Here is a 12,349-nt window from a genome sequence, read left to right on the forward strand (position 1 = left end):
AGGTCCAAATGGGGCTCTTTCGATGCCAGTACGAACCACTGAATGCCAGTGCCGGTGGGGTTGTGTTCCCGCGGGAACAGGCCTGGGAAAGATCGTGCTGCCCTGCCTGGCCTGAGTAGAAAACCCCCTTACCGCAACGCGCGCATGGCAACGCCCCCGCCGGAGCGGGGGCGTTGTTGGCCACCCCTGTTTCGCCTGGGGGGCTGGTTCCGGGGTGGCCGGACTGCGGAGTGGAGGGTTCCGGATCTTTGTACACTCCACCCATGTGATCGCGCAATGTATTCTTGACTGCACAGCTTTTCGATCTTGAGACCGCGAGCGTGGAGAGGTGCCGCGCTCGTCCTCCTCGCCTGACTGGGTCGTTGCCCGTCGGCGCCAGATCGGGGACCAGATTCGTGCCGCTCGCCTACACGCGAACCTCACGCAAGAGGCCGTCGCGAACATCTGCCAGATGGAGCGGCCGGGGTACAACCGGATCGAGCAGGGCCATCAGTCCGCCACGCTCGACACCCTCATCCTGATCGCCGACGCGATTGGGGTCCCCCTCGCCGAGCTGGTGAGGTAGACCCCTGCCCCACCTGGACGCCACGAAGGCGGGTAGCCCACCCGAACGGCGGAGCGCCGGGCACTTCCAGGGCAACGGATGAGGCAGGGGCCGGCTCAGGCCGGCGGGGCTGGGCAGCGCTCGCCAGCGCGGGGGCAGGCCACCAGGGTGCGCGAGATGTACCGACCGCGCTCGGAGTAGTACCCCCAGACGACGTCCGCCCCGCGAGCCAGGCAGTCCGCCGCGTACTCCATCTGCGGCTCGTACGGCAGGTCATGCGCGGCGCGCGGGTGCTCCTCGAGCTGCGCCCGCAGCCAGGCGTACGCCTGTTCAGCGCCCTCCGGGACGGGCCAGGTGGCCTCGGGCTTGACGCTCTTGCGCAGCCAGTGTGCCGTTTCCAGCGGAGGGGTGGCGCTGGCCATGTTGTTGCGGTCGCTGTCGGCCGGCCGTTCGTGCCCGGTCCAGGAGTACGCGTGCCAGTGGGGCGGCAGGTCGGTCATCGGCGGTCCCTTCGGGTGGTGGCCCGGCACCACGACCGGGTGCCGGGCCAGTATTGCGTCACTCAGCGGGCGTCAGTGGTTGTACTGGCGGCCGTCGTCCGAGTCGCCGGTGGGCGGGTTGCCGCCCTGGCCGTCGTCCTCGTCGCCGCCGCCGTTCTTGACCACGTCGAGTCGGTATCGCATGGTGACCTCCAGGTGCTGTGGACGTGGAGTCCTTCTCCGCGTCGTGTGCACTTGCGGTGGGCCGTCCCGTCCTGTGGGTGGCCCGGCCCGCTCCGGCCGTGTCCTTGCAGGGAATCGGCGGCCGGGGCGGGAGTCTTAGAGGCGGTAGCCGCGCATCGTCAGCGGTTCCAGCCGGGCCCGCAGCAGACCCGGGTCAGTCAGCACGCCGGTACCGAGCGGCGGGTACAGCCACGTCCGGCCCCTACTCGTCGCGCCGGGCGCCGGGCAGCACAGGGCCCCACCACGGCCCGCGCACACCGTGCCGCGCAGCGGCGCCCATGACGCGGCGGTTCCCACGGGGACGAGAAACTCCAGGCAGCGGCGGCGCTGGCAATGGAGCACCGGGCCCAGGGTGACGTCGGAGTTGGCCAGGTCGTCGAGCACGGGCACCGCGAGGCCCTCGGACACCCGCAGTACGTCGAACCGCAGGCCGAGCGGAATCTCAGCGAGGTGGTCGGGGCTGTCCGCCCAGTCCGCGAGGGCGGCGGACGGCGGGTTCATGACCGACGCGAGCCACTGCGCCCCGGGGCTCTCAAGGCTGGGCATGGCGGGCTGAAGAGTGGGGGCCCACAGGTCGGGCGCGTGCATGTCGTCCCTCCGCTGGTCCATCAGGGCCCTACCTGCATCTGGGCCCACATTCCGCGTGTGTCGGTGGTAACGCCGGAGTAGCGGGACAGCCCGGCGATGATGGCCAGGCCCGGCCCGTGAGTGTGCAGAGCGTGCAGCTCGGCGGGCCCGCTTGCAGTGATGCGGGCACGTGCTCCGGCAGTGGAGAGCGTCATCTCGATGACGTCGGGCCGGGTGCCGAGGATCGCCACGAACAGCTCGTGTGCGACCACCACTGCGTCGATGTGCTGCACGCGACTGCCGACCCATGCCCGGACCTGGGCGGCTTCCTCGGGCAGCGCCTTGAAGGCCTGCTGCCAGGATTGACCCGTTTCAGGCATGACTCTCCCCCGACTCCCGTAGCTATCTGAGTACGGATAGTGGTTATCTGTACTCAGATTGTCGGCGAAGTTGGCAGCGGTCAAGAGGGGCAGCGACTATGTGTACTCAGATTGACGCGATCTTCCCGACAGGCGGTGTTGCAGTGGCAGGACCCGAGTACCTCCGGATCGCCGCCGACCTCCGTCGACGCATCTCCAGCGGCGAGTTCGGCCCTGGCGACCGCCTGCCGACGCTGCCGGCCCTCTGCGAGCACTACCGGGTCTCAGAGACCACGGTCCGCAGCGCGGTTCGTCTCCTTGCATCCGAGGGCCTGCTGGAAACACGGGCCCGCGCAGGAACGCGCGTCCGGCCCCGGCCGCCCATTCACCGGATGGCCGCCGACCGATACCGCACCACGCCGGGCGCCAAGTCGACTCCGTACACCCGAGACCAGGGCATCAGCTGGTCGGAGTACCGGCTGGACAAGCGGTTCGAGAAGGTGCGCGCCGACACCGAGCTGGCTGGCCTGTTCGAGTGCGAGCCCGGCGAGCGGCTGCTGGCCAGGCACTTCGTGTTCTACGACAACGACCAGCCCACCCAGATGAGCACCAGCTACGTCCGCTGGACCGACGTGGCCGGCACGCCCGTGGCTGACCCGATCAACGAGCCATGGCCAGGCGGCACTCGGGCACAACTCGCGTCCCTGGGCATCCGCGTCACCCGCATCACCGAGTCGTTCACCACTGCCATGCCCACCGAGGTGGAAGCGGCCACGCTGCGCGTCGGCCAGGGGGTTCCCGTCCTTCGGTACACGCGGCGGCACATCGCCGACACCGGCCGGATCGTCGAGGTGGCTCACCCGATCGTGCGACGCGGAGACACCACGGTCGTCGAATTCGTCATCGACCTGGACGACTGACCTCGGACACGACGAAGCCGCCCCCTGCCCGGCCCGTAGGCCAGACAGGGGGCGTCATCGTTCAGGGGTACTGGCGGCGTGCGGGGTCGAGCGCGAGCGGCCCCGGCGAGGGCGACGGGGACGGCGCCCCGTCGCGGCGGCAGATCAGCGCGTCCGGGTCGCCGGGGGGCGCCTGCCAGGAGTAGCCGGGCGGGCAACTCTGTCCGTCCTGGCCGGCCTCGCCCGGCGGGCCGGCGGGCCCTGGTGGGCCCTGCTCGCCCGGCGGACCGGCCTGACCTGGCTCGCCCTGTGGTCCGGCCGGGCCGGGCTCGCCGTCGGCGCCGTCGCTCCCCGCCGATCCGTCCGCGCCCGGCGGGCCCGTGACGGCCGGTCCGGTCGGGCCAGCGGCACCGGTTTTGCCGGGCGTCCCAGGAGTGCCGGGCGGGCCGGTCGCGCCCGCGGTGCCCGGCGGCCCGGGGGGGCCCGGCTCGCCAGGGGGGCCCGAGGGTCCCGGCGGGCCGGGCTCGCCCGCGGTCGGTTCCCCGCGGCTCCCGGGCGGGCCGGCCACCGGCTCGGCGCCGAGCCGCTCCACCTGCTCGGCTAGCTGGTCGCGCGCGATGTTGGCGTTGTGGAGTTCGACTTGCAGCGAGCGGATGCTGAACAGGACGCCGGCCAGCACGACGCCCAGCAGCACGGCGCCGAGGAGAGCGAACATGTCCCCTCGGCGCCACCGTCGTTCTTCCGCCCGCAACGTGGCGCGGCTCATGAGCCAGCCCCCTGTACCAGCAGCAGGATCAGCGGCAGCAGGATGCCGATGACCGGGATCACGATGGCCCCGATGAGCCACCTCCTGGTCGCTACGATCCGCTCGGCGTCCTTCTCTCGCAGCGTCTCCAGCGCGGTGACCCGGGCGCCGAGCGCCTCATGGCGGAGGTCGTAGATCCGTTGGTCTACCTTCTCGTCCATGCGGCGGCCGAGTTGCTGGATGTCGTCACGGATGTCCGTGAACCGGTCCTCGAACCGGCGGACGACCTCACCGAGGGTCGGCTCGTCGGACATGGGGGGTGGCTCCGATCAGTCAGCGGGTCGTGACCGGCCCGCGCGGTGTGTGCCGGGCGGCCCAGCCGCCGACGAACGTGATGGCCGCCGGAACGAGCGCGAGGGCGAACGGCTCCAGCGGGTTGGGCAGCCATCCGAGCAGGCCCGCGTTGTCCTGGACGGCGGTCAGCGCGGCCAGTAGGCCGGTGCTGGCCAGGTAGGCGGCCGTGGTGGCGGCGGTGACCTTCTTCTCTACGGGTGCAGCCATGACGGAACTCCAGTTCTGTGAGAGGGGCGGTGGTCAGATGCCGCGCAGCCCGTGAAGGGTGCGGTGGCGGATGTACGCCGCGGCGGTGCCGCGCGGGTTCTTCGCGGAGACCTGCATCCGGAGGTCGTGCCCGTCCGGCACGCGGTGGGTGAGCGGGTGGTGGGCGACGAGCGTGTTGAACTCGACGATCTCGCCGTCGTCGCCGGCCTCGGCCACCACCTCGTGCGTCATCGGCAGGAAGTACGACCTGTCGCCGGCCTGCTGGTTGCGGTAGTAGAAACGGGTCGCTACCGTCGCGTGCTGCTGGAGCCCGTCGATCTGCACCGCGGCCACCAGGCTGAACGTCTCGCCGGGGCCGACCAGGATGGCGTCCGCCATGGCGATGTCCAGCCACGATCCATCGGCGGGGAGCTGCGCGGCGCGCGGGTTGGATTCGGAAATGGAGACGGCCACGGATTCCTCCTGGGCGGGCGTCGTCGGGGTGGTGGGCTGCTCGGCGTCCGGCTCGGTGGCGGCGCCGGTCGCCCGGCGGACGATCTCCGGGAAGACGACCTCCCTGAACTGCCGGACCCGGGCGTCCCCAGGGCAGGCCGTGCCGCCGCTCGACCATGCGGAGTGGAGCCGGTGGTAGCCGTATCCGGGGTCGTCGTGGGTTCGGCAGATCCGTAGCGGGATGCCGTGCCGCTGGTGCAGCCAGACGCCGAGCTGGATCAGCGCCTCGATCTGCTGCTCGGTCCAGGGGTCGGTGTGCTGAAGGTTGGACGCGGTCTCGATGCTGATTGCGCCGGTGCCGTCCGGTCGCCGGTTGGCCTGGTAGTTGGCGTCCGCGCGGGTCTCGGTGCCGATGTACTGCCCAAGGTCGCCGGCGTACCCGAGCCCGAAATGCGACTCCAGCGCCGAGCTGTCGCGCCAGTACTCGTACATGCGGCGCGCGGTCCACGGGGCGGCGATGCTGTGCAGGATGAACTGCGTGGGCCGGATCGCCGGTTGGGCGTCCGACTCGGGCTGCAACTCCATCCGGGTCGCAGCGGGGTACCAGGCCATGGGGCCCTCCAGGGCATGAGAAACGCCCCGGCCAGGCGGCGCGGGGCGGGATGGTCGGGGACGGGGTCAGGCGGACGGGTCGGGCGCGGCCGCCAGCTCCGGAGCCTCCCGCCAGATGCCGGCGAACTGGGCCGGCTCAAGCGACTCCTTGTAGATGCCGCACCAGTGCCGCAGCACGTGCCAGCCGGCCGGGATCCGGCGCTCCACCGGCTCAGGCCACCCCGACGTGCGGATGACGAGCTCGGTCCCGTCGTCGCTGACCAGCTCGGCGTCCTCCAGCCACTCGGCGATCTCGGCGCCGTTCGTGCCGTCGTAGACGGTGGCGTCGATGCGGTGGACGACGGGGACGGTGGACAGGGCCATCTAGGGCACCTCCGTGATCGTGACCTGCAACTTTGTGTCGGTCTGCTGGAACGTCCCGCCGCTGGCGAGGGTGGCCGTGAGCGCGCCTTGCAGTTTCAGGGTGTGGGAGCCGGTGGCGGCCAGGGTGCCCTGCCACTGCATATGCACCGTTGCGCGGTCGGCGACGACCATCCCCTTGATGGCGATGCCGCTGTCGGCGTTCCCGTCGACCAACATTCGGCCCACCATGAGGATCGTCGGCGATGTGTTCTGGACGTTGCAGTCAAACGTGGCCTGCGCGACGTACTTGGCGTTCGCAGCCGTGGTGTTGAGCGTGATCGAGCACCCGGGGATGTCCGCGTACGTCGCCCCCGCGACCGCCAGCGGCGACGACGCGGGCGCGATGTACGGCACCGGCTGGAGCCGGGCGACCTGCCCGGCGGTGAGGATCTGCCCGGCGAGGATCGGCATGGGGACCTCCTACAGCGCCAGGCGCATGGGGTTGGACAGAGACAGAGGCGTACCGGCCGCGTGCGGCTTGACGATGCCGTTCACGCTGCGGGTGACGGTCATCAACTGCGGGGTGACCACCTCGAACTGATCGAACCGGAGCTCCATGCCCACGTTCGTCAGGCCCGCGAACGCGGAGCCGGTCACCCCGATGCCGCCCGCGGTGATCGGGTTCGTCACCACCGTCTCGGTGTGGTGCCACACCGGCGGCTCCGCCTGCCCGACCGGCCACACCCGCATCTGGATCGTGTGGCCCACCAGCCGCACCCGCACCTCGTACTCGGCGCCCGCCGTGTACGTGTACGGCAGGGCCGGCGAGCCGCCGATCTGCGTGGTGTCGCGGCTGATCGAGACGAACATCCCGCCGCCGGTCCCGAAATGGACCCGCGCCCGGTAGAACGTCGCGGCGTCGACGTAGCGCAGCAGGACGGCCGGGATCGCCGAGGCGCCCGTGGCGACGGCCGACACGGACATGCGGACACGGACCTCAGCGTCAGCTACGGCCGCCGTGACGAGCCGCTGGAAGCGCACCGTGCTGACGGCCGGGCTGAGGACGATCACGCCCCGGGAGCCGTTCACGCTGCGGTCCGCCGCCGTACCGGCGGTCTCCGCCCACGCCTGGCCGCTGGATGCGGTGCCCCAGCCGTTGGACTGGGTGCGGGTGAACGAATCGGCCCGGTTGACGACCGCCGTGCACGTCGCCCGCTCCCCGCCGAACTGCACCGAGAACGGGAACTGCGTCGGGTACGTCGCCGAGTCGATCCAGCGGGGCCCGACCGCCGTGTCAGTGTGCACCTCCAGCGTCGTCGCCGACTGCGTCGCCGCCGCGCCGAGGACCGCGCCGTCAGTGTCCAGCCGCCCGAGGACGGGATCCTCCAGCACGCCGACCACCCAAGGCCCGCCCGGCGAGCAGGTATAGGTGATCTCCCACTCCAGCGGAGACGGCCAGCGCTCCGTGTAGCCCTCGACGATGAGGTCCACCGAGTCGGGGGACTGGTAGTACGGCAAGCTGGTGAGCCGGATGACGTCCCCGACGTCCGTGGCCAGGACGCTCGGGATGAGCTCCGGTGCCGCGTGCAGCAGGACTTTGACCTGGACGAAGTGCGCCCCGTCGTACGTGCCCAGACTGGCGCGCCAGGCGGCGAGTTGCTCCAGTTGCCCGTCCGACCCGGCCGACACCGACACCTGCTGGTCTTTCACGCCCACGCCGTCCGGCGGAGGCTGTACCGACAGGGGGCCGGTCCCGATCACCGCCCGGCCCGCCGATCCGCCGATCCGCTGGACGGTAACGTCGTTGACGACGTCGACGGCCCGCTCGGCAGGCTCCAGCGGCGGCGCGATGTGCCTGGCCGTGTAGTCCAGGACGAGCGTGGGCGTCTGGTTGTAGAGGGTGGCCCGGTCGCGGTACTCCAGCCCGAGCCGGTCACGCCGCTCGTACAGGATCCCGCCGTCGGTCTCCGGGACCTGCTCCAGCAGCGATACGAGCGTGTCGACACGCTGCGGGCCCATGGCCTCCGAGGCCCGGGAAGCGTCCCCGTCGCGCCACGTCACATCGAGCGTGGCGGACTCCTCGCCGGCCAGCCGGGCGAGCCGGTTGATGGCCGTCTCCCGGGCGAACCCGTCGTCAGCGCCCTCGAAGATCGTGACCGGCGCGGAGGCGGCCGGGAACAACGTGCCGTTCACGCCCTGGAACATCGCTACGTGCCCGAGGCGGAGCCCGTCCAGCGCGCTGGTGGACCAGTCCCCGGCCACGAACGTCGGCCGGCCCGCGCTGGTGCCGGTGTAGCCGGCGGTCGCGTAGTGGCGGGTGGTGCCGGTGACGTCCCGCCATGAGGCGGTGACCTCCGCCGTACCGCCGCTGATCGCGGTGAACAACTGCAATCTGTTCCAGCGGCCGACGAAATCGGTGAGCGCCGCGGCGTTCGTGTAGGCGGCGTTCCCGATGATCGTGCCGTCCGGGGCGACCACCCGGACCCGGACCTCCGCCGTCGACACGAGCACCTCGGCGCGCCACATCTCGCTACCGGCGACGTGCACGCGGATGAGCTCGGTGGACGAGGCGGGCATCTGGTCCAGGTAGTACACCAGTTCCAGTTGCCAGCCGGCCGACACGACCGCCGGCATCAGGCCGCGCAGCGACGACGGGGTCCGCAGCCGCGGCAGGGCATCGGAGCCGGGCATCGAGTCGTCCGAACCGAGGTCCATCCCGGTCACCCGGAGGTCCGGCACACCCGCCAGGGGGCTGACGATCCGGTCCGCGTCCTCGCCCTCCTCCATCGGCCAGTACGCCACGAGCGTCGGCTCGGACGGGATCCGTCGCCGGAGCGTCGACTGCACCGGCCGGGACCCCTCGCTGAGCCGCTGAAGGATCCCCGACGCGGTGACCGGGGTGTGCACGTCGTGCCCCGAGGCGTGCGACCGGGTGGACGACGCGGTCGACTCCAGCGCTGCCCGGTACTCCCGGCGGGTCACCTCCGCCCCGTCCACGACCGTCCACGCCCGGCCGGCGGAGTCCGTCCACCCGGTGGTGCCCTCGGCGAGCGCGCGGAGGTCCGGCGCGGCGACGACCGTCCCGCCGATGCCGGAGCGGACCTCCGCCCGGTGGATCCGGCCACGGGCGGCGAGACGCTGCGGGCTGGTGGTGGTGTCCGCCGGGCCGAGCGCCAGCGCCGAGGACGAGTTGAAGACGCTCGTCACGCTGGCGGTGACGATGTCCGCGCCGATCTGCGTCCACGGGCCCGCCAGGGACGTCGCCCAGTACAGGCGCACCGTCCGGCCCGCCGCGCCGTTGTCGACGTCGAGAGTCGCGCGTACGGCCGCCCGCCGGGGCATCGTCGGCAGGGGCAGCGACGCGAAATGCGTGGTCGCCCCATCCGGGGACCAGCGGAACGCGAGGGAGCCGCTGTCGAGCATCAGCAGGTAGGACCGGCCCCCTGCGGCGCCCCACTTCCCGATGAGTGTCTGGGGGCCGGGCTCCGCCCAGTCGACGGTGACCTCCGCCCGGATGTCCAGGTCCCCGACGATGTCCAGCGCGGCATGGTCGGGGGTGGTGGCCATGCCCGTGGCGGTGCCGGGCAGGTCGAGGTACGCCTCGGTGCCCGGGACGGTGATGCGGGTGGGGGACAGGCGCCCGAAAGTGCCGTACAGGTCGCTGTACGGGTTGCGGGTGGAGTACCGCTCCCCTTTCAGCGTGAACGTGGCCCGGGCCGGGTCGGTGCGGGCGCCCCGTGCCCGCCGTCCGCGCGACAGGTTGATCCCGCCATCGCGGCGCAGCAGGTCGGCGCTCACGTCGACCCACTGCCCGCCTAGGTACATGGCGACCGACGGTTTGGGGATGGCCACGGGCCCTCCTCTCACACGGTGTTGAACGCACGGGCGACGTCGCCGCCGCCGTCCTCGATGACGATCGTCCGGATGAGGCTCTTCACCGCCTCCGGGCCGTCGACGACGACTCGCACGGTCTGCACGCCGCCGGCTCCGCCCGGCCGGTACCCGCCGACACCCCCGAGGGCCATCCCCGGCATGCCGCCGGTGAGGCCCTGCAACTGGCTGCGGAGCGCGGGGACCTGAGCGGCAATGCCGCGCTGGAACCCCTCGATCACGCTGCGGCCGGCCGGGGTGAGGATGCGGGCGTCCACGTCGGCCGGCCCTTTCCAGTCCGGCAGGCGGGCGGTGATCCCGCCGAGGGTGTTGGCCAGGCCGCCGAGCATCGACTCGATGCCTCGGATGAGGCCCCGGATGATGGACTGGCCGGTGTTGTACAGCATCCCGGCCGCGTTGCCGAACGCGGCCCGGATCCGGGCCGGGACGCCCCGTAGGTACTCCACCAGCCGGATGATCCCGCCGTTGAATCCCCGGAAGATCGACGCCCCCATCTCGTTGCAGCGCCGCGCCACGTCCTGGCCCATGGTGCGCAGCGTCGGCATGACGAACGCCTTGAGGTCCGAGAAGTGCCTGCCCACGTCCCGGGAGAAGTTCGCCGACACGGTCTTGCCGTGCTCGACGGCCGCCGACCAGTCCCCGCGCATCAGCGCGGCCATGAGCTTCAGCGACGGGATCACGTAGCGGGTCACCGCGCCCGAGACGACGGTCAGTCCGCCGGACACGAGGTACGCCAGACCGACCGTCACGACCCGGATGGCCGGGAGCAGCTTGTCCAGCAGGACGAGGGCGAGTTCGAGGACCTGAACGATCAGCGGCGCGGCGGCAACGAGGATCTCCGCCAGGGCCACGCCGAGATCCGCCAGGCCGGGCGCCAGGGCGACGAGAACCTCGGTGAGCAGCGGAAACAGCTTCTCGGCGAGCTCCACGAAGGGCGGCAGCAGCCGGGGGAGGACCTCCTCCGCGAGCGCCTTCAAGATCGGCATGAGGAGAGCCGAGGCGGCCTCCGCGAGCTCGGCGATGAACGGGGCCGCCGCCTGAATGATCTTCGACAGGGCCTCGAACAGCGGCACCAGCGCGGGCAGCAGAGCCGACACCAGTGCTGCCGCCACGTCGATCAGCGGCAGGGCCGCGATGACCAGCTCGCCGACCGCCTTGGCCGCCACCACCAGCACCGGGCCCAGCGCTTCAACGATCTTCAGCAGGCCTGCGCCCAGGTGCTGAATGAGCTGCTGGATTGGCGGCCCAAGCTGCTGGAAAACGCCCGCTACGGTCTTCAGGACCGACACGAGGATCGGCGCCGCCGAACGGGCGAGCTGCGCCATGGTGGAGAAGATGGCCCGGAGACCGCCCTGAACCTCCGGCGACGCGAACGCGTCCGCCAGTGCCCCGGTGATCTCCTTCAGGACGCCGATGAAGCCGCCGCCCTCCATCTGCGCGGCCTTGAAGATCGAACCGATGACGCTGAAGACGTTGCCCGCGACCTCCGCGAGATCCTTGATCAGGGAGATGGCCTGCTCGATGGCCTTCTCCATCGCGCCGGACTTGAAAGCCTTCGTGAGGCGCTGGGAGAGCTTGTCGAAGGTCTTGCCCGCTGACGCCGTGAGGCGGCCGAACGCGGGCGCGGCGGCGGCACCGACTTGGGTCAGCGCGGTGACGAACTGCCCCGGAACGCGGCTGAGGTTCCTCAGCCCCGCGTTTGCCCCGGCCAGTGCCTTGCCGAGCGTCCCGTTCCGGGCCAGGCTCTGCGCGCTGTGCCCGACGCCCTTGGCCATCAGGTTCAGGGAGTCCGCGGCGTCCATAACGCCCGTGCGGAGGACCGGCAGGGTGTCCTTCGCCATCCCCTTCAGCACGCCGTCCAGGCCCATGAACAATCTGTTCTGGACGGTCTGCTGGACCTCTTTCAGCGCCGGGGCCATCGCCTTGATACCCCTGGCGACCTTCTGCGCCTCCGGGGCGAGCTTCTTGACGGCCTCTTCGAACTCGGCCGCCTTCGACGGGTCCAGGGCGCTGGATATGGCGTCCTCAACGCCGACCAGGCCAAGCTTGAGCGCGACCGCCGCCAGCCGCATGGCGATCATGCCGGTGACGGCCACACCCGCCGCCGGGGCCATCTGCGCAGCCGCCGCCCCCAGACCGGCCACCACCGGTACCGCAGCGCCGACCGTGGCGCCCATCCGGCCCACGGCCATGCCCACGCTGCCGATGGCACCTGCGGCGCCCCGGAGCCGGTCGAAGTTCAGCCTGTCGAAAGCCTGCCGTGCCCTGCCGAACGCGTTCCCGAGGTGGTCGCCGAGGCGGCGGCCCTCCTCCGCGATCCGCTGGAACCGCGCCCGGACGCTCCGGGACTGGGCGTCCGCGACGGAGTCGTACACGGTGACGATCCGCGTGCCGGCCCGCTCCGCGTCGGTGAAGCCGTCCTCCAGCGCGCGGCCCATCGTGGCGGCCTCGTCCGCGAAGTTGCCGGCGAGGTCCCGCAGACGGCCATCCGTGTCGAGCTGGAAACCGGCCATCCGGAGCTGCGACCGGGCAATGCCCTGCTCGAAGTCGCGGCCGTCGGCGCGGATGTAGCCGACGAGCTCGCCGATGGTCAGCGCCATGAGACCCCCTCGTCAGCCGTGGAGCGCGTTGTGGATCCGGTCGGGGTCGTCGATGATGCGGACCTCGTCGCCCGC

The 12,349-nt window shown here is 71.5% G+C and carries 13 protein-coding genes; 2 read left to right on the forward strand and 11 right to left on the reverse strand.

Annotation, left to right across the window (positions count from 1 at the left end):
• Nucleotides 1–328 precede the first annotated feature (328 nt).
• A complete protein-coding gene (locus ACF068_RS14440) occupies nucleotides 329–565 on the forward strand; it encodes a helix-turn-helix domain-containing protein (RefSeq protein WP_392274546.1) in 237 nt (78 codons plus the stop codon).
• Nucleotides 566–660: 95 nt separating this feature from the next.
• On the opposite strand, the gene ACF068_RS14445 is transcribed toward ACF068_RS14440, so the two are convergent.
• The 3 genes from ACF068_RS14445 to ACF068_RS14455 form a co-directional block, all read right to left on the reverse strand.
• Nucleotides 661–1,044 (reverse strand): hypothetical protein, encoded by a 384-nt coding sequence (locus tag ACF068_RS14445; RefSeq protein ID WP_392274547.1) that lies wholly within the window; start codon nucleotides 1,042–1,044, stop codon nucleotides 661–663.
• Between the two features lie 318 nt (nucleotides 1,045–1,362).
• Nucleotides 1,363–1,875 carry a hypothetical protein gene (locus ACF068_RS14450; RefSeq protein WP_392274548.1) on the reverse strand — a complete coding sequence of 171 codons (513 nt, stop codon included), beginning with the start codon at nucleotides 1,873–1,875 and terminating at the stop codon, nucleotides 1,363–1,365.
• Nucleotides 1,875–2,213, reverse strand: coding sequence for a hypothetical protein (locus ACF068_RS14455; protein WP_392274549.1), 339 nt, complete (start codon nucleotides 2,211–2,213; stop codon nucleotides 1,875–1,877). Before ACF068_RS14455 ends, ACF068_RS14450 begins: the two co-directional genes overlap by 1 nt.
• Before the next feature lie 98 nt (nucleotides 2,214–2,311).
• Here ACF068_RS14455 and ACF068_RS14460 point away from each other — a divergent pair, with 98 nt between their 5' ends.
• A complete protein-coding gene (locus ACF068_RS14460) occupies nucleotides 2,312–3,112 on the forward strand; it encodes a GntR family transcriptional regulator (RefSeq protein ID WP_392274550.1) in 801 nt (266 codons plus the stop codon).
• Between the two features lie 61 nt (nucleotides 3,113–3,173).
• Here ACF068_RS14460 and ACF068_RS14465 read toward each other — a convergent pair whose 3' ends face one another.
• The 8 genes from ACF068_RS14465 to ACF068_RS14500 form a co-directional block, all read right to left on the reverse strand.
• Nucleotides 3,174–3,806, reverse strand: a complete 633-nt coding sequence (locus tag ACF068_RS14465; protein ID WP_392274551.1) for a collagen-like protein — start codon at nucleotides 3,804–3,806, stop codon at nucleotides 3,174–3,176.
• 47 nt (nucleotides 3,807–3,853) lie between these two features.
• Nucleotides 3,854–4,150 carry a hypothetical protein gene (locus tag ACF068_RS14470; RefSeq protein ID WP_392274552.1) on the reverse strand — a complete coding sequence of 99 codons (297 nt, stop codon included), beginning with the start codon at nucleotides 4,148–4,150 and terminating at the stop codon, nucleotides 3,854–3,856.
• 19 nt (nucleotides 4,151–4,169) lie between these two features.
• Nucleotides 4,170–4,397: a holin gene (locus ACF068_RS14475; RefSeq protein WP_392274553.1), complete on the reverse strand. Its 228-nt coding sequence runs from the start codon at nucleotides 4,395–4,397 to the stop codon at nucleotides 4,170–4,172.
• Between the two features lie 33 nt (nucleotides 4,398–4,430).
• Nucleotides 4,431–5,441 carry an N-acetylmuramoyl-L-alanine amidase gene (locus ACF068_RS14480; RefSeq protein WP_392274554.1) on the reverse strand — a complete coding sequence of 337 codons (1,011 nt, stop codon included), beginning with the start codon at nucleotides 5,439–5,441 and terminating at the stop codon, nucleotides 4,431–4,433.
• Between the two features lie 66 nt (nucleotides 5,442–5,507).
• Nucleotides 5,508–5,804 carry a hypothetical protein gene (locus tag ACF068_RS14485; RefSeq protein WP_392274555.1) on the reverse strand — a complete coding sequence of 99 codons (297 nt, stop codon included), beginning with the start codon at nucleotides 5,802–5,804 and terminating at the stop codon, nucleotides 5,508–5,510.
• Nucleotides 5,805–6,254 carry a hypothetical protein gene (locus tag ACF068_RS14490; protein WP_392274556.1) on the reverse strand — a complete coding sequence of 150 codons (450 nt, stop codon included), beginning with the start codon at nucleotides 6,252–6,254 and terminating at the stop codon, nucleotides 5,805–5,807.
• Between the two features lie 9 nt (nucleotides 6,255–6,263).
• A complete protein-coding gene (locus ACF068_RS14495) occupies nucleotides 6,264–9,635 on the reverse strand; it encodes a hypothetical protein (protein ID WP_392274557.1) in 3,372 nt (1,123 codons plus the stop codon).
• A gap of 11 nt (nucleotides 9,636–9,646) precedes the next feature.
• Nucleotides 9,647–12,274 (reverse strand): hypothetical protein, encoded by a 2,628-nt coding sequence (locus ACF068_RS14500; RefSeq protein ID WP_392274558.1) that lies wholly within the window; start codon nucleotides 12,272–12,274, stop codon nucleotides 9,647–9,649.
• Nucleotides 12,275–12,349: the final 75 nt, after the last annotated feature.

The organism is Streptomyces sp. NPDC016309, from assembly GCF_043077235.1.
Classification (GTDB): Bacteria; Actinomycetota; Actinomycetes; order Streptomycetales; family Streptomycetaceae; genus Streptomyces.